The 17366-nt window shown below is 57.2% G+C and carries 9 protein-coding genes, 2 tRNA genes, 4 rRNA genes and 1 pseudogene (1 of these 16 only partly in view); 7 read left to right on the top strand and 9 right to left on the bottom strand.

What is annotated here, in order from left to right; genetic code table 11:
* The first annotated feature begins 133 nt into the window (after window positions 1-133).
* Window positions 134-472, top strand: a complete 339-nt coding sequence (locus LOY43_RS00680; RefSeq protein WP_007918987.1) for a hypothetical protein — start codon at window positions 134-136, stop codon at window positions 470-472.
* Window positions 473-814: 342 nt separating this feature from the next.
* Here the strand turns inward: LOY43_RS00680 and lapD are convergent, their stop codons facing one another.
* Window positions 815-2761: a cyclic di-GMP receptor LapD gene (gene lapD / locus LOY43_RS00675; RefSeq protein ID WP_095051123.1), complete on the bottom strand. Its 1947-nt coding sequence runs from the start codon at window positions 2759-2761 to the stop codon at window positions 815-817.
* Window positions 2762-2775: 14 nt separating this feature from the next.
* Complete coding sequence (lapG, locus tag LOY43_RS00670; RefSeq protein WP_258709050.1) at window positions 2776-3468, bottom strand: cysteine protease LapG; 693 nt, start codon at window positions 3466-3468, stop codon at window positions 2776-2778.
* Window positions 3469-3665: 197 nt separating this feature from the next.
* Here lapG and LOY43_RS00665 point away from each other — a divergent pair, with 197 nt between their 5' ends.
* From LOY43_RS00665 to LOY43_RS00645, 5 genes are all read left to right on the top strand, one after another.
* Window positions 3666-4376 (top strand): GntR family transcriptional regulator, encoded by a 711-nt coding sequence (locus LOY43_RS00665; protein WP_095126616.1) that lies wholly within the window; start codon window positions 3666-3668, stop codon window positions 4374-4376.
* A 742-nt stretch (window positions 4377-5118) separates the two neighbouring features.
* Window positions 5119-5895 (top strand): DUF3050 domain-containing protein, encoded by a 777-nt coding sequence (locus LOY43_RS00660; protein WP_095051121.1) that lies wholly within the window; start codon window positions 5119-5121, stop codon window positions 5893-5895.
* Window positions 5892-6821 (top strand): diiron oxygenase, encoded by a 930-nt coding sequence (locus LOY43_RS00655; RefSeq protein ID WP_095126617.1) that lies wholly within the window; start codon window positions 5892-5894, stop codon window positions 6819-6821. The genes LOY43_RS00660 and LOY43_RS00655 overlap by 4 nt, the downstream gene beginning before the upstream one ends.
* A gap of 13 nt (window positions 6822-6834) precedes the next feature.
* Window positions 6835-10227, top strand: a complete 3393-nt coding sequence (locus LOY43_RS00650) for an amino acid adenylation domain-containing protein (RefSeq protein WP_258709049.1) — start codon at window positions 6835-6837, stop codon at window positions 10225-10227.
* Between the two features lie 22 nt (window positions 10228-10249).
* Window positions 10250-10717: an SRPBCC family protein gene (locus LOY43_RS00645; protein ID WP_095051118.1), complete on the top strand. Its 468-nt coding sequence runs from the start codon at window positions 10250-10252 to the stop codon at window positions 10715-10717.
* A 142-nt stretch (window positions 10718-10859) separates the two neighbouring features.
* On the opposite strand, the gene LOY43_RS00640 is transcribed toward LOY43_RS00645, so the two are convergent.
* Window positions 10860-12740 (bottom strand): methyl-accepting chemotaxis protein, encoded by a 1881-nt coding sequence (locus tag LOY43_RS00640; protein ID WP_095051117.1) that lies wholly within the window; start codon window positions 12738-12740, stop codon window positions 10860-10862.
* A gap of 262 nt (window positions 12741-13002) precedes the next feature.
* Between LOY43_RS00640 and LOY43_RS00635 the strand changes: the two are divergent.
* Window positions 13003-13239 (top strand): annotated as a pseudogene (locus tag LOY43_RS00635) (PepSY domain-containing protein); the annotation flags it as partial.
* A gap of 71 nt (window positions 13240-13310) precedes the next feature.
* Here the strand turns inward: LOY43_RS00635 and rrf (LOY43_RS00630) are convergent.
* The 6 genes from rrf (LOY43_RS00630) to LOY43_RS00605 form a co-directional block, all read right to left on the bottom strand.
* A 5S ribosomal RNA gene (rrf, locus tag LOY43_RS00630) occupies window positions 13311-13426 on the bottom strand.
* A 105-nt stretch (window positions 13427-13531) separates the two neighbouring features.
* Window positions 13532-13647: ribosomal RNA gene (rrf, locus tag LOY43_RS00625) — 5S ribosomal RNA — on the bottom strand.
* Window positions 13648-13798: 151 nt separating this feature from the next.
* Window positions 13799-16692 (bottom strand): 23S ribosomal RNA (locus LOY43_RS00620).
* A 246-nt stretch (window positions 16693-16938) separates the two neighbouring features.
* A tRNA-Ala gene (locus tag LOY43_RS00615) sits at window positions 16939-17014 on the bottom strand.
* A 30-nt stretch (window positions 17015-17044) separates the two neighbouring features.
* Window positions 17045-17121: transfer RNA gene (locus tag LOY43_RS00610), tRNA-Ile, on the bottom strand.
* Between the two features lie 162 nt (window positions 17122-17283).
* Window positions 17284-17366, bottom strand: a 16S ribosomal RNA gene (locus LOY43_RS00605) (it continues 1454 nt past the right edge of the window).
* The 16S, 23S and 5S rRNA genes sit together here with 2 tRNA genes alongside, the layout of an rRNA operon.

Raw genomic sequence — 17366 nt, 5'->3', positions numbered from 1 at the left:
GCCGCCCCGATGGGGCGGCCGTCACGTTTGTGCTGACCGGACCGGTGACGATCGCGTCGCCGCACCGCATACTCGCGCACAGTTGGCTATGCTGCTGACAGCATGACGCTGGTTCATTTCTGAGGGATGCTCAATGTTTTACGTGCAACGCGATGCGCAAGGTCTGTTGATTCGCGTGGAAGCCGCGGCCTACGCCGAGGCCACGGAAACGCTGCCGGCCGACAGCCATGAAATCCAGGCCTGGTTCGCCAATGAAGTGGTGGAAACCAGCCTGAAACAGCTCAAGCAGAGCGACTTCGAAATGATTCGGGTACTCGACGACCTGATTCAGGTGCTGACCCAGAAGGGCGTGATCCGCGTCACCGACCTGCCGCCGGCGGCTCAGGCCAAGTTGATGGACCGGACCCAGGCGCGTGAGGCGTTGGGCGGGTTGAGCCAGTTGATCGATGAGGATGAGGGCGGGTTGATCTGATCCACCCGGTATCAAAAGCCTACCCTCACCCCAGCCCTCTCCCCGAGGGAGAGGGGGCCGACCGAGGTGTCTGGCGTCATACATCGACCTGAAAAACCGGGTCGATTATGGATTCAGCGCAAATCGCTCACGTCGGCGTATTTCCCGAATATCCCCCAATCAGTCCCCTCTCCCTGACCGAGAGGGGTCGACCGAGGAGTCTGGCGCTATACATCGACCTGAGAAATCGAGTCGATTATGGATTCAGCGCAAATCGTTCACGTCGGCGTATTACATCAATATCCCACGATCAGTCCCCTCTCCCTCTGGGAGAGGGCTAGGGTGAGGATGGCTTTTGCAATCTCACCGCCAAGGCCGAGGCTCACCAAACAACTGCCCCTGAACCCCATACAAGCCCATCTCGCGAATCACCGACAACTCCCCTTCCGTCTCGACCCGCTCGGCAATCAGCGGCAGATCAATGCTGTGCGCCGCACGCTGGATCGCCTCGATAAACAGACGCTTGTCACTCTCCTGATCAATCGCACGAATGTAACTGCCATCGATCTTCAAGTACGCCAGCCCCAGCCGCGCCAGGTTGCCGATCATGCTGAAGCGACCACCAAAGCGTTGCAGGCTCAGAGAGAAACCGAGTTCGCGCAGGCGCCGGGTCAACTGCTCCAGCACCGCTTGTTCGGGCAATTGCTCCTCGCCGATTTCCAGGGTCAAGCGCTCGCCCAGGTTGGAATGCGCGCGCAGAATCTCGAAGACTTTGTTCAGTGCCTGCGGATCAGCCAGGGTCGCCGAGGACAAGTTCAGCGCCAGCGAATCTTCGTGCCCTTTCATCTGCTCCAGCACGCGTTCGAGCATCAAGCGGTCAAGCCGTGCAGTCCAGCCGAAGCGTTCCAGCCACGGCAGGAAGCGCCCGGCCGGGATGGTCTTGCCCTGATCATCGAGCAGGCGCGAGAGCACTTTGTAATGCAGCACCAGCTGCGTGTCTGCAGCGGCAACCACTGGTTGGAAATACAGCTCGAAACGCTGCTGACTCAAGGCCTGATCGAGCAAGCGATGCCAGGCATGGTGATCGTCGCCGACATCCGCCGTCAGGCTCTGATCGATGCACGCCCAATTCTGCTCGCCCTGACCTTCAGCTTGCGCCAGCGCCTGATCGCCGAGCGTCAGTACTTGTTGCGGTGAATCACCGTGGGTGAACGGCGCCAGGCCGATCGACGCCACGGCAGCCACGTCGGTCGCCCCGGTGGCGTGCAGACTGCTCAAAGCGCTGTCGAGGTTCTGCGCCAGTTGCAGCGCTTCCTCACGAACCAGCCCCGGCGCCAGCACGGCAAACTCACCGCCACGAATACGGGTGACGAGGTTCTGGGTTTCCGGGTATTTGGCGCATTCGCGGGACAGTTGTTCGCCAACAGCCTTCAACAATTCATCGGTGCGCTGACCGCCCAAGCGCTGGTTGAGCCCGGCCAGATCCTTGACCCGCAACAGCAGCAGATAACCGGAACTGGCCTGCTCCGGGTTGCTCACCCGGTTGTGCAGCTGCATCTCGAAATAACGTCGGTTGGCCAGCCCGGTGAGATTGTCCTGATAGGACTCGGCGCGCAGTTTTTCGCTACGTTCGGCCTGCTCCTGGAACAGCGCCTTGAGCTTCTCGACCATCTGGTTCATCGCCTGCACCACGCGGCGCAATTCAGGTGTGCGCGGCAATTCCGGCAGGCTGAGGAATTCGCGACGGGCGATGGCGTGGGACTGCTTGACCATGTAATCCAGTGGCTTCAATTGCCGACGCAGTAGCAGCGCGCCAAGCACGGCACTGATCGCCCCGCAGATCAGCAGCCAGCCAAGGCTACCCAATGCGCTCTGCCACAATTTGGCCACAGCAAACATCGGATGGCTGACTACCTCGACCCGCGCCGCCTGCTCCCAGCCACGGCTGACCAGCGCGTCGCCACCGGCCGGCTCCAGCCCGATCAGCTTGACGAACCAGTCCGGCACATTGGTGACGGCCGGAATGCCGTTGCGCTCAACAATCGTCTGGTCAGTCTTCAGATCGACCACGCGGATGCTCGCGTAATAACCGCTGTCGAAAATCGAGCTGACCAGCAACTCGACCATGGCCGGGTCGTCGATATTCGGCGTCAGCGACAACGCCAGCGCCGTCGCGGCGTCCTGGGCGTGGGAACGCAACTGGTTGACGTACTGGGTGCGCGAGCTCTCCAGACTGACCATGAAGCTGCCGGTGAAGGCGACCACCAGGAACAGACAGATAGCGATCAACAGCTGTTTGAACAAAGACATCTGAGCGCATGCTCCTAGTTAGTCGTTTCGACCGGGAAACCTTCGGCCTGCATTTTCTTCAACACATCCTGCCAGCGTGACAGGCGTTTGGTATCTCCGACCTTCTTGTTGCCCTTGGCGCCTGGCAGGTACAACCCTTCAGCATTAAAAGAGTAGACCGGCAGCAAATCGGTTCGCTGCGACGCCGGCTGGATCGGATCGATCAGGCTGTCGAGCACCAGAGGCATGGCATCGGGGGTGGAATAGTAAGTCAGGACCATATGCGCGCGGTTCTGGCGCAACGCTTTGACATAAGTAATGCGCAGCTTGTCACTGGAAACCCCGAGGTGACGCAAGCTGAAATACTTGGCGATCGCATAGTCTTCGCAGTCGCCGGCGCCCTTCCACAGCGCCTCGATCGGCGTTTCCCAGTAATCGACCTCGTGCCACAGATCGATGTCTTCGACATAGCGCACCTGTTTGTTGAAGAACAGGTTCACCACTTTGAGCTTTTCCATCTCGCTGACCTGTTTCTGCGTGGCCAACAGATTCTGCCAGGCATCAATGCGCTGCTGGCCGGCACCCAGCGGCCCGTAGAGTGCCGTGGCTTTGCGGCTGATCGTGGAAAAATCCCAATCGGCATGCAGACCGCCCAGCATGACGCCGGCCAGCAGCAGTGCGCAGCCTAGCCAGCGCAGAGTCCGGGGGATCGCGAAACGTACCGCCACAGCAGGTTTCCAGGGGGCAGGAAGGAAAGCGTTTGATGGTGAAGCTTAGCCCGACAAAAAACAATGGCACCATGAGATCATACTCGGCACGCTAAACTTCAGTTGGCACAGCGATGTTTTACAAGGTTTGACAACCTGTAGAGCAATCACTAGTGTCATTTGGATCCAAACCAGGCCGACATACAGGGTGCGTAGTCGTGACACAGAAGCCCAAACCGTTGCACAGCATTAAAGTCGATGGACCGATTCCTGCTCATCTGGCCCGTTCGGTGATCGAAGAAACCCTGCGCTCAGCAATCCTCGACGGTCGTCTGCCCTGTGGCACGGCGCTGCGCCAGCAGGATCTGGCCGACCTTTTCGGTGTCAGCCGCATGCCGGTGCGCGAAGCGTTGCGCCAGCTCGAAGCCCAAGAACTGCTGAGCGTTACTACGCATAAAGGTGCAGTGGTTGCGCCATTGATTCAGGGTGATGCTACCGAAACCTACGAGCTGCGCATCCTGCTCGAATCCGAAGCCATGCGGCAATCGATTCCGCTGCTGACCGCTGCCGACCACGCACGCGCAGCCGGGTACATCGAAGAGCTCGAGGCGCAACACGACTACACGGAAATCGGCCGACTCAACCGTTTGTTCCACATGGCCCTGTACAGCAAGGCGCCCAACCAACGCTTACTGCGACTGGTTGAAGACGGGCTAAACGAAGAGGAGCGTTTTCTGCGCTTCAACCTTGAGGCCATGGGCCTGGGCAAATTGTCCCAGGACGATCATCGGGCGATGTTGCAAGCCGTGCTGGATCGCGACACTGAACTGTCGATCAAACTCCTCGAGCAGCACCTCAATCGCGGTGTCGAAGTGATTACTCGTTATCTCGCTACCCCTGCCGCGCAAAACCGCCAAGCTGCGCGCTGAGCGCGCACCGCCCCGCGAATCACCCGCTTACAAATCCCCAAGCGATCCGCCAGCCCTCTGCTGGGCGGATCCACATGTCCGCTCTAACCTCCCTGCGCCGTTCAGTCCGATATTTGCAAGTTACCGCTGATGAATCGGTCATAGCCGTGGCGCAAATTTACCCGCACTCTTGAGCCGCCACCCCATAAAGAACGGGCGACGCGCCGCCCTGCCGGCGCAGTCCCCGCACCAGGAACCTACGGAAGGAGCCTTGCCACGGGAAAAAGGAAGTCATGGCGCGGGGTCACGGCCAACTTCCGCCCCTTTTAAATCATTCAACTCTTATTACTGGAAAGTTGCTTCGAGTGAGGCATTCACTCTTCTTGAGCAATTTTGGCCGTTATTCGCCGAAAGGAGCAACTACGCCCAAATAAAACTTTATTTGAAAGTTTTATTGGAACAACTCAACTTCAAAAAACAGCTAACTTAAAATAATTAAAAATATACTTGTTAAACACTTTGTCGGTGTATTAGCTTTTCTTCGCCAAGTTTGAACTTCACCCTTCACCTCGGCAGCAGCCCAATGCCTGCGGAGCAGCAGCGCTTTATGGGCAGACATGAAGTCATGTCAAAGGTATATCGATCCGCACTTACCTATCAGGAAGGAAGGCTGTCGTCCGTCGACAGAAAACAAGTAAGTCGTAATTCCATTGATTGCGCAGTTGCAGAGCAGTTCCATTTAATATCAACGATAAAGGACATCATGATGCCCACTAAGCACCAACTCACCCTGAAGAAAGCCGAACTTAGCATTCACCCGATCTTTTCCGAGATCACGTCGTTATCGGTATTGCGTCGTTTCATGGAAACCCATGTATTTGCCGTGTGGGATTTCATGTCGCTGACCAAACGCCTGCAGCAGGAACTGACCTGCACGCGTTTGCCCTGGCTACCGCCGCGTGACCCTCACGCCGCGCGGTTGATCAACGAGATCGTTCTCGGTGAAGAATCGGATGATCGCCTGACCGAGGGGCATTACAGCCATTTCGAGTTGTACTTGGATGCGATGCGCGAAATCGGCGCGAGTACCACCGCCGTAGAGCGCTTTGTCGCCCTGCAACAGGAAGGCGTGAGCTATGACGTCGCGCTGCAAAGCGTCGAGGTTGATCCGGCTGCCGCGCAGTTTGTCCGCGATACTTTGCGTACCGCCCTGCATGCTCCGGGACACAGCGTGGCGGCGGCGTTTCTGCATGGTCGCGAGAGCGTGATCCCGACCATGTTCCAGCGCATTCTTGACGACTGGGGCATCGGTATCGAACAGGCGCCGACCTTTCGCTATTACCTGGAACGGCACATCGAGGTCGACTCCGAAGACCACGGCCCGGCGGCCGAACACCTGCTCGAGCGCCTGGTCGACGGCGACCCGCAACGTGAAGCCGAGGTCTACGCCAGCGCCATTGCCGCCGTGGAAAGCCGTATCGCCTTGTGGGACGGCCTGCGCGTAAGCATGCGCGAGCCGTTGGCAGAGGTGACCCAATGAACGCTGCTGACTATCAATCCTTTGCCGACGCCTGGGAGAATCGCGCGACCATCCGCACCCGCCCGCGACGCGTACTCGAAGACGACGAACGGCTGATCTATCCGCTCAGTCGTCAGCCGCTGGTACTCAGCGAAACCTTCCTGCGCGAGTGCCCGCAACAGCGTGATTTCGCCTTGGTACAGACGCTGTACAAATTCATCAACGACGTGGTGATTTTCGAGACCGAGATCGTCGACAAGACCGCGCGCAGCATCGCCAAGAATCGCTTCGCCGTGGCCTTCCCGTTTGCCTGTCGTTACGACGCGATGACCGTGGTGGTCGACGAGGATTACCACGCCCTCGTGGCGATGGATTTCATGCAGCAAACAGTGGCGATGACCGGCATCGAACCGATTCAGCTCCCCGATGAAATCGAACTGAGCCGGGCGATTCCTGCGGCAGTAGCGCTGGCGCCAGAGCACCTGCGCAGCGCGGTCGAATTGATCTGCGTGGCCATCGCCGAAAACACCGTGACCGGTGATGTCGCGGCGTTCGCACGCGACGACACGGTCAAGCCGTCGATCAAAGGCCTGATGGCCGATCACTTGCTCGATGAAGGTCGCCATTCGAGTTTCTGGGCGCGGATGGTGCGCATCTATTGGCACACCGCCAACGCGGCGGATCGCGAAACCATCGCGCAGATTCTGCCGGTGTTCATCGGCCATTACCTGACCAACGACATCCAGAAAGCCTTCGACCTGCGCCTGATCGACGCACTGCCGGTCAGCGAGACCACCCGCCGCTCGCTCAGGGACGAGATGGCCGGGCTCGCGTTCCCGATCAATCGCCACCATCCGCTGGTGGGCAACATCGTCAAGTTCTTCCACAACAGCTCGCTGCTCGACACGCCGTGCGTGCAGCACGCGTTACGCGATTACCTGGTTTGATGAGGAGGCCGACATGAAACGTCTCGACATTTTGCTGATTGGCGCCAGCCAGGCGATGACCGACCTGGCGCAGGAACTGGAACAACACGGTCACTCATTGCAGCGCAGCGCTGCCGGTGCAGCGACGGTGGATCTGATCATCGACGATGGTTTTATCGGCGCCGGCGATTTCTGCTCGATCCCGCACCTGCATCTGCGTTTGGGTGTCGGCGTGCAGAGCCATGCCGGTTTGCCGACACTCGATTTGCTGTGTTTCCTTGGCTCGTCACTGATCAGCCGCGTGCCGATTGGCGATGAGCCGTCCGGCAATGGGCAGGCGCTGCGGCAACGGGTGCTGACGCAGGTGGTCGATGAAGTGGCGTTGCTGGTCAGCCGCTTCTCCCGTGATGCTGACTATCTGCAGCAGGCCGCGTCAGTGACTGCGCCGGATTTCGAGAGAATGGAAAACCTGCTGTTCCTCGACAGCCTGGCTTACGTCCATCGCCGCAACGACACGACCAATCTCACACTGCTGGAAGAGGCGCAGATCCCGGTGATCGAGCGCCTGCAACGAAGCTTGATCCACCACGCTGAACGCCCGGCGCTACACATCGCCGAACAGTCGATCAGCTATCGCCAACTGCACGCTCACAGTCGTGCGCTTCAGCAGCGGTTGCTGCCCTTGCTCGAGCAACAGCCAAAACCGTGGGTGGTCGGCATTTGCCTGCCAAAAAGCCCGGCGCTGTTCGCCTCGATTCTGGCGATCCTCGGCAGCGGCGCGGTGTATCTGCCGCTGGAGCCGAGTCATCCGTTACAGCGTCAGCAATACATTCTGCAAAATGCTGGCGCGCTGCTGTTGCTGCATGATGGCGAGCATCCGCTCAGCGCATCCATGGCGGGGCTGGACGTCAGCCGCATCGACAGCTCAGAGGCAGATCTCAGCCAACCGCTAATGCGCCGCCGTCCCGACCTTGATGCACCGTGCATGGCGCTCTATACCTCGGGCACCACCGGACATCCGAAAGGCGTGTTGCTCAGTCAGGCCAACCTCGCGCACTTCACCGCGTGGTACGCCGATTACGTGCAATTGCAGGCCGAGAGTCGGGTCTTGCAGTTCTCGTCGCTGAGCTTCGATTCGTCACTGATCGACATCTTCCCGACCCTGCTGGAAGGTGCCGAACTGGTGGTGCCGGACGACACGCAACGGCGCGATCCATTGCAACTGGTCGCGTTGATCCGCCGCCGACACCTGACCCACGCATTCCTGCCACCGGCGCTGTTGAGCATCCTGCCGCTGGAGCAACTGGAAGGCGTGCAAGTGATGACCGGCGGCGATGTCTGCGAGCCGTTTGTCATTGAGCAACTGACCCGTCAAGGCACACTGCACAACCTTTACGGCCCGACCGAAGCCACCGTACTGATCACCGCGCGCCAGCTCAAACCGGGCGACAGTAACCGCACCCTCGGGGCACCAATCGCCAACAGCCAAGTGCTGATTCTCGATGACGATTTGCAACCGGTGGCGGAGCACACCGTCGGCGAATTGTTCATCATCGGCCCCGGTGTTTGCCTCGGTTATCTGAACAATCCGCCGCAGACCGCCGAGCGTTATCTGACCCTGCAATTGCCGGACGGCCAAACGCTGCGCGCCTACCGCAGCGGCGACATGGCCAGGTGGGGCGAGCACGGTATCGAACTGTGCGGGCGGCGCGACAATCAGGTAAAAATCCGTGGCTTCCGGGTCGAGCCGGAAGAGATCGAGCGCTGCCTGCGCGAGAGCCAGTTGTACCGGCAAATGGCGGTGGTGATCGACAGTCAGCGGCGCATTCTCGCGTTCCTCGCACAAGCGCAATCGGACACCGCACGCGACGCGCTGAAAGCCCACGCCAGACAGTTTTTGCCGGACTACATGCAACCGGTGGCGTGGACCGAGCTGGCGAACATGCCGTTCGCCAGCAACGGCAAAGTCGATCGCAAAGCACTGCTGGAACTGCCAGTGAGCGTGCAGGGCAACGCGCCGAAATGCCTGCCGGTGAATGCCGATGAAGCGCTGTTGCTGGAGATCTGGGCGGAGTTGCTGGAGCTGCCGAGCAGCGACATTTCCACCGACGAAAGCTTCTTCAATCTCGGTGGCCACTCGATTCTGCTCTCGCGCATGTTGCTGCGTTTGCGTGAGGAGTTCGGGCGTAGCATTTCGATCAATCGCTTCATCGAACTGCCGACCATCATCAAACTGGCAACGCTGGTACGCGGCACCGATGACAGCGCCGTACTCAGCGCCCAGGCCATGGCCGACGCCGAGCGTGCACTGGAAATCGAGCCACTGCCGATCAGCCGCATGGGTGATGTGCATAAAGTCATCGTCACCGGCGCCAATAGCTTTGTCGGCGTGCACATCGTCGAGGCGCTGCTCGGTTGGGGTGCCACCGAAGTAGCGTGTCTGGTGCGCGACGGCGGCGGCAAAACGGCGGCGCAACGCTTTGCCGAGTCACTGCGTGAAAACCGCCTGGAGCATCTGGATCTGAGTCGTGTGCGGGTTTACGCGGCGGATATTACGCGTCCGCAGTTGGGCCTGAATGACGACGACTATCAGCGCCTGGATCGCGAGTTCGGCGCACTGGTGCACAACGCCGCTAACGTCAATCACGTACTCGATTACGAGTCGCTGGCGGCGGACAACGTCGAACCGATTTTCGCCCTGCTGCGCTTGTGCGAAGGGCAGAGCAAAAAGGTTTTCAATTTCGTCTCGACACTGTCGGCCTCAAGCACGGTCGACGACGCGGGACGGGTGCTGGAACTGCCCGCCGCGCCGACGCCACCGATCTACATCCGCAACGGTTACAACCTGTCGAAATGGGTCGGCGAGCGCATCCTCGAACGAGCGCGGGAGCGCGGCGTCCGGGTCAATCTGTATCGCCCCGGCAATATCAGTTTCAACAGCTTGAGCGGCGTTTGTCAGCCGCACAAAAACCGTTTGATGCTGATGCTCAAAGGCTCGATTCAGCTCGGCCAGGTACCGGCCTTCGCGCTGAATTTTGACCTGATGCCGGTGGACTTTCTCGCCCGCTTCATCGCCTTCCACGCCAGCCGTTATTCGCCCGACCGCGCGGTGTTCAACCTGCATAACCCCGAGCCTTTGAGCTGGGACGCCTACGTCACTTCGTTCCGCGAAACCGGCAGCGAGTTCGCGCTGGTCAGCGTCGCCGACTGGCAGCAGCAACTAAACCGCGTCGATGCCGACAACGCGCTGTTCGGCGTGCTCGGTTTCTACCTCAACGGCTTCGAAGAAGACATCGGCGACATCTCCCTGATTGGCCATGCCAACGCTGAGGCCGGCGTGCAGTTGATGGGCGCGCACTACCCACAGAAATCCCCGGCACTGCTGCGTCGTGGCTGCGATTACCTGAAAGAAATCAACTTCATCTGATCCATCAAACAGGAGCAACACCATGAGCACTCTGCAACCCGACACCCTGATCAAAAACCCGCATGGCTGCCACGTAGTGTCTTCGGTAGAAGTGCCAGCAGACGCGGCGCAGGTCTGGGCGGTGGTCGGCGATTTCGGCGGATTCGACCGTTTCATTCCGGCGCTGTCGCACATCGAAACAATCGGCGAGGGCGTGTCCTCGCTGCGCAAGAAATGCTTTAAGGATGGCAACGTGGTGGTCGAGCAACTCAACTCCCGCGATGAGCAGGCCCGAAGCATGACCTGGACGACGATTTACAACACGTTGGGGGTGGCGAATCTGTGGGCGGCGATGAATGTCGAATCGCTGGGCGCGGGTAAGTCTCGGGCGACGTGGACGATCATTGCCGAGCCGGCTTCGGGCGGTGAAGAGGCACTGCCAGGGTTCAAGGATTTTGTGCAGGGGTTTGCGGATGATGCGATGGGGAATGTGCTGAAGCTGTTTGTTTAAGGCTTGAGCTTGGCGGGGAGTTCTAGATCGCTATCGCGAGCAGGCTCACTCCTACAGTTGATCGGGTTCCTTCAGATGGAGCCCGGTTAATTTGTAGGAGTGAGCCTGCTCGCGATAAACGATAACGCGGTCTGACTTCAGGTCAGATCTTGAAGCTGTCGACCAACTGCTTCAGACGATTGGCCTGCTGCGACAACGCATCACAATCCTTCAACGTTTCATTGAGGTTGGCGACGCTCTGCTGGTTCAGCAGGTTGATCTGGTTAACGTCGACGTTGAGGGTTTCCACAACCGCGGTCTGCTCTTCAGTGGCCGCTGCCACCGATTGGTTCATGCCGTCGATTTCACCGATGCGTTGAGTCACGCTGACCAGACGCAAACCGGCCTGATTGGCCACTTCCACGCTCTGCTCGCTGGACACCTGACTGGCGTTCATCGTGGTCACCGCTTCCCGCGAACCGATCTGCAACGACGTGATCATTTTGTGGATCTCTTCCGCCGACTCCTGGGTGCGATGGGCAAGGTTTCGCACCTCGTCCGCCACCACGGCAAAACCACGTCCGGCTTCACCGGCACGCGCCGCTTCGATTGCGGCGTTAAGTGCCAGCAGGTTGGTCTGCTGCGAAATCCCTTTGATCACATCGAGGATGTGGCCGATGTTGTCGGTGCTGGCGTTCAGGGTTTCGATCTGCGTGCACGACAGGCTGATCTTCTGCGACAACTCTGTCATCGCTTGAATCGTCTGCTCGACCACCTGACGACCGTCATCAGCCTGCTCGCTGGCGCCGCTGGCGTGTTGCGAAGCATCGGCGGCGTTGCGCGCAATTTCCTGAGTGGCGGCGCCCAGCTCGTTAATAGCGGCAGCCACGCTGTTGGTGCGCGCGCTTTGTTCGTCAGAACCGACGATCGAAGCGTTGGACGACGCCATCACGCGCTGCGACAAGTCATGCACGTGGCGGGTTGCCGAGGACACTTCGGAAATCGACGCGTGAATCCGTTCAACGAACTGGTTGAATGCGCTGCCCAATTCACCGAATTCGTCTTTGCTCTCAACCACCAGACGACGGGTCAGATCGCCTTCACCCTGAGCGATGTCCTGCATCGCACGACCCATGGTGGTCAGCGGACGCATCAACACATTGATCAACAGGCTAAGCAGCAGCGCAATCGCAGCCACAGCAACAAACATCGCGATCAGCGCCGAGGTGCGGAATTGGCTGAGTGCGGCGTAGGCTTTATCGCGATCGATCGACAGACCGATGTACCACTGCGCATTCGGCAGATCGCTGACCGGGGTAAACGACAGAATACGTTCCTGACCGTTGAGCACGACGTTCTGGTTGCCCTTCTCGATGCGCACGCTGGTGTTCGGGTAGATGTCTTTCAGGTTTTTCATGACCTGATCTTTGTCCGGGCTGACGATCACCTGACCGTCGGCGCTGACCAGAAACGCATGGCCAAGGCCACCGAAGTCCACCGAGTTGATGATCTTCACCAGGGTTTCCAGGCTCAGGTCACCACCGACGACGCCGAGCAGTTCGCCGTTCTTTTTCACCGGCATGGCGATGGTTACCACCAAGCCACCGACGGCCGCCATGTACGGCGGCGTCAGCATGGTTTTGTCGGCAGCGACTGCTTGCTTGTACCAAGGGCGCTGACGCGGGTCATAGCCGTCCGGCATCTTCGCGTCAGGGCGCTGGGTGAACACACCGTTGGCCTGACCGACATAGGTGAACTGGAAGTTCGAGGTGAACGCTGGTTGATCGACCAGGCCCGGGAAATCCGCGTCCTTGCCCTGATGGGCAACGTTCTGCGCGAGGTTTTCCAGCACCAGAATCCGCCCGCTCATCCAGTTCTGCACGCTGCTGGCGGTCAGATCACCGGCCTGCTGCACGGAAGACTGGAGGTTCTGGCGAATGGTGTTTCGCTGCAGATAGTCGTTGTAGAGGGTGAACAGCGCGAACGCCAGGACCACGACGCCCGAGGCGGCCAACAGGATTTTATGGCTGAACTTGAGATTCATTTCATGGGACTTCTTATGCCAAAAGTGGGGATGCGTTCCGGATGCAACATTCCATGTACAGTGCAGGCAGCGTTCTACTAGCCGCTCTACTTTGGTGCACGCATGTCTCACCAGTCTGTCGGCACGTGTCGGAGAAATCTTAGGGCCACACAGGAAATGGATGGTATTTCTGCCAGATTCCCGCCCAACGGCGTGCCAGAGCGTTCGTCACGGTGTTTTTCAGGAGCAATGTTGGAGCGGCAATTGCAAATTCTGGTTGTGATTTCATGGTACGGACGGGCGCTTGTCAGGGCAGGAGATTGCTGGGCAGGGGACGTTGGGAGAGCAGTTTTACCGGTTGCAGGTGCCGTTACATGGAGGTCGAATCATTGGTGTTAAGGGGTAAGTGATGATCACGGTGCTAGCCGCTTTGATTGCAGACTTGTCGGGGACTGGCGTCTACATCTGGTGGCGCAAATGGCAGGCCCGACGTATCAGCAAGACACGTAAAGCTTTCTGATCATCGGTTTTGCAGGCCCTGAAATGACAAAACCCCTGTCTGCGTTAGCAGACAGGGGTTTCGGAATTTAATCTTGACGATGACCTACTCTCACATGGGGAAACCCCACACTACCATCGGCGATGCATCGTTTCACTGCTGAGTTCGGGATGGGATCAGGTGGTTCCAACGCTCTATGGTCGTCAAGAAATTCTTTATCTGGCCCGTCAACACGGTAACGAGCCAGCAAAAACAGTTACTTCTACTAAAACAAAACCCCAACTGCTTTCGCAATTGGGGTTTCGGAATTTAATCTTGACGATGACCTACTCTCACATGGGGAAACCCCACACTACCATCGGCGATGCATCGTTTCACTGCTGAGTTCGGGATGGGATCAGGTGGTTCCAACGCTCTATGGTCGTCAAGAAATTCGGGTACTGAGTCGTGGCCAAATGGCCTCGCTTCAGCAAATTGGGTATGTGATAGCTTTCGGTGTTTGTGAACATCGAACTTTCGGTTCGTTTCGTCTTCACACACCGCAATCTGGTCTCTTCGACGCAAATTGCTTGGGTGTTATATGGTCAAGCCTCACGGGCAATTAGTATTGGTTAGCTCAACGCCTCACAGCGCTTACACACCCAACCTATCAACGTCGTAGTCTTCGACGGCCCTTCAGGGAACTCAAGGTTCCAGTGAGATCTCATCTTGAGGCAAGTTTCCCGCTTAGATGCTTTCAGCGGTTATCTTTCCCGAACATAGCTACCCGGCAATGCCACTGGCGTGACAACCGGAACACCAGAGGTTCGTCCACTCCGGTCCTCTCGTACTAGGAGCAGCCCCTCTCAAATCTCAAACGTCCACGGCAGATAGGGACCGAACTGTCTCACGACGTTCTAAACCCAGCTCGCGTACCACTTTAAATGGCGAACAGCCATACCCTTGGGACCGGCTTCAGCCCCAGGATGTGATGAGCCGACATCGAGGTGCCAAACACCGCCGTCGATATGAACTCTTGGGCGGTATCAGCCTGTTATCCCCGGAGTACCTTTTATCCGTTGAGCGATGGCCCTTCCATACAGAACCACCGGATCACTAAGACCTACTTTCGTACCTGCTCGACGTGTCTGTCTCGCAGTCAAGCGCGCTTTTGCCTTTATACTCTACGACCGATTTCCGACCGGTCTGAGCGCACCTTCGTACTCCTCCGTTACTCTTTAGGAGGAGACCGCCCCAGTCAAACTACCCACCATACACTGTCCTCGATCCGGATAACGGACCTGAGTTAGAACCTCAAAGTTGCCAGGGTGGTATTTCAAGGATGGCTCCACGCGAACTGGCGTCCACGCTTCAAAGCCTCCCACCTATCCTACACAAGCAAATTCAAAGTCCAGTGCAAAGCTATAGTAAAGGTTCACGGGGTCTTTCCGTCTAGCCGCGGATACACTGCATCTTCACAGCGATTTCAATTTCACTGAGTCTCGGGTGGAGACAGCGCCGCCATCGTTACGCCATTCGTGCAGGTCGGAACTTACCCGACAAGGAATTTCGCTACCTTAGGACCGTTATAGTTACGGCCGCCGTTTACCGGGGCTTCGATCAAGAGCTTCGCGTTAGCTAACCCCATCAATTAACCTTCCGGCACCGGGCAGGCGTCACACCCTATACGTCCACTTTCGTGTTTGCAGAGTGCTGTGTTTTTAATAAACAGTCGCAGCGGCCTGGTATCTTCGACCGGCATGAGCTTACGGAGCAAGTCCTTCACCCTCACCGGCGCACCTTCTCCCGAAGTTACGGTGCCATTTTGCCTAGTTCCTTCACCCGAGTTCTCTCAAGCGCCTTGGTATTCTCTACCCAACCACCTGTGTCGGTTTGGGGTACGGTTCCTGGTTACCTGAAGCTTAGAAGCTTTTCTTGGAAGCATGGCATCAACCACTTCGTGTTCTAAAAGAACACTCGTCATCAGCTCTCGGCCTTAGAATCCCGGATTTACCTAAGATTCCAGCCTACCACCTTAAACTTGGACAACCAACGCCAAGCTGGCCTAGCCTTCTCCGTCCCTCCATCGCAATAACCAGAAGTACAGGAATATTAACCTGTTTTCCATCGACTACGCTTTTCAGCCTCGCCTTAGGGACCGACTAACCCTGCGTCGATTAACGTTGCGCAGGAAACCTTGGTCTTTCGGCGTGGGTGTTTTTCACACCCATTGTCGTTACTCATGTCAGCATTCGCACTTCTGATACCTCCAGCAAGCTTCTCAACTCACCTTCACAGGCTTACAGAACGCTCCTCTACCGCATCACCCGAAGGTGATACCCGTAGCTTCGGTGTATGGTTTGAGCCCCGTTACATCTTCCGCGCAGGCCGACTCGACTAGTGAGCTATTACGCTTTCTTTAAAGGGTGGCTGCTTCTAAGCCAACCTCCTAGCTGTCTAAGCCTTCCCACATCGTTTCCCACTTAACCATAACTTTGGGACCTTAGCTGACGGTCTGGGTTGTTTCCCTTTTCACGACGGACGTTAGCACCCGCCGTGTGTCTCCCATGCTCGGCACTTGTAGGTATTCGGAGTTTGCATCGGTTTGGTAAGTCGGGATGACCCCCTAGCCGAAACAGTGCTCTACCCCCTACAGTGATACATGAGGCGCTACCTAAATAGCTTTCGAGGAGAACCAGCTATCTCCGAGCTTGATTAGCCTTTCACTCCGATCCACAGGTCATCCGCTAACTTTTCAACGGTAGTCGGTTCGGTCCTCCAGTTAGTGTTACCCAACCTTCAACCTGCCCATGGATAGATCGCCCGGTTTCGGGTCTATTCCCAGCGACTAGACGCCCTATTAAGACTCGCTTTCGCTACGCCTCCCCTATTCGGTTAAGCTCGCCACTGAAAATAAGTCGCTGACCCATTATACAAAAGGTACGCAGTCACCCAACAAAGTGGGCTCCCACTGCTTGTACGCATACGGTTTCAGGATCTATTTCACTCCCCTCTCCGGGGTTCTTTTCGCCTTTCCCTCACGGTACTAGTTCACTATCGGTCAGTCAGTAGTATTTAGCCTTGGAGGATGGTCCCCCCATATTCAGACAAAGTTTCTCGTGCTCCGTCCTACTCGATTTCATGACTAAGAGATTTTCGCGTACAGGGCTATCACCCACTATGGCCGCACTTTCCAGAGCGTTCCGCTAATCTCAAAGCCACTTAAGGGCTAGTCCCCGTTCGCTCGCCACTACTAAGGGAATCTCGGTTGATTTCTTTTCCTCAGGGTACTTAGATGTTTCAGTTCCCCTGGTTCGCCTCTTGCACCTATGTATTCAGTACAAGATAACCATCTTATGATGGCTGGGTTCCCCCATTCAGACATCTCCGGATCAAAGTCTGTTTGCCGACTCCCCGAAGCTTTTCGCAGGCTACCACGTCTTTCATCGCCTCTGACTGCCAAGGCATCCACCGTATGCGCTTCTTCACTTGACCATATAACCCCAAGCAATCTGGTTATACTGTGAAGACGACATTCGCCGAAAATTCGAATTTCTCAACTAAGAGAACTCACAAATTTTACCTTAGCCTGATCCGTTACCAGTGAAAGTAACGTTCAGTCTATCTTTCTATCACATACCCAAATTTTTAAAGAACGAACTAGTCAAAGACTAGAAATCAACATTCACCATCATCATGATGGAATGCTCATTTCTAAGCTTTATACAAGAGAAGCAGTAGTGGTGGAGCCAAACGGGATCGAACCGTTGACCTCCTGCGTGCAAGGCAGGCGCTCTCCCAGCTGAGCTATGGCCCCGTATTTCTACAGGCGTTTCCCACACAAAATTGGTGGGTCTGGGCAGATTCGAACTGCCGACCTCACCCTTATCAGGGGTGCGCTCTAACCAACTGAGCTACAGACCCAATTTCGAGCTACTAAGGCCGACCTCACCCTGCTCTTAACCACAAAGCATGGGGTACGCTCTAACCAACTCAGCTACAAACCGATACAGGCTGCTTCTTTCGTCTTCTTCAATGAATCAAGCAATTCGTGTGGGAACTTATGGAGCAGCTGATGTCGTCGATTAAGGAGGTGATCCAGCCGCAGGTTCCCCTACGGCTACCTTGTTACGACTTCACCCCAGTCATGAATCACACCGTGGTAACCG

The organism is Pseudomonas sp. B21-041 (assembly GCF_024748675.1).
Classification (GTDB): domain Bacteria; phylum Pseudomonadota; class Gammaproteobacteria; order Pseudomonadales; family Pseudomonadaceae; genus Aquipseudomonas; species Aquipseudomonas neuropathica.
The sequence above is the reverse complement of the archived record's forward strand: the minus strand, read 5'-3'. Positions and strand labels throughout refer to the sequence as shown.

Bases quoted from the DNA above. Each gene is read 5' to 3' on its own strand.
- LOY43_RS00645 (WP_095051118.1), top strand. From the start codon at position 10,250: ATGAGCACTCTGCAACCCGACACCCTGATCAAAAACCCGCATGGCTGC.
- LOY43_RS00655 (WP_095126617.1), top strand. From the start codon at position 5,892: ATGAACGCTGCTGACTATCAATCCTTTGCCGACGCCTGGGAGAATCGC.
- LOY43_RS00640 (WP_095051117.1), bottom strand. From the start codon at position 12,740: ATGAATCTCAAGTTCAGCCATAAAATCCTGTTGGCCGCCTCGGGCGTC.
- LOY43_RS00650 (WP_258709049.1), top strand. From the start codon at position 6,835: ATGAAACGTCTCGACATTTTGCTGATTGGCGCCAGCCAGGCGATGACC.
- LOY43_RS00660 (WP_095051121.1), top strand. From the start codon at position 5,119: ATGATGCCCACTAAGCACCAACTCACCCTGAAGAAAGCCGAACTTAGC.
- LOY43_RS00680 (WP_007918987.1), top strand. From the start codon at position 134: ATGTTTTACGTGCAACGCGATGCGCAAGGTCTGTTGATTCGCGTGGAA.
- lapD (WP_095051123.1), bottom strand. From the start codon at position 2,761: ATGTCTTTGTTCAAACAGCTGTTGATCGCTATCTGTCTGTTCCTGGTG.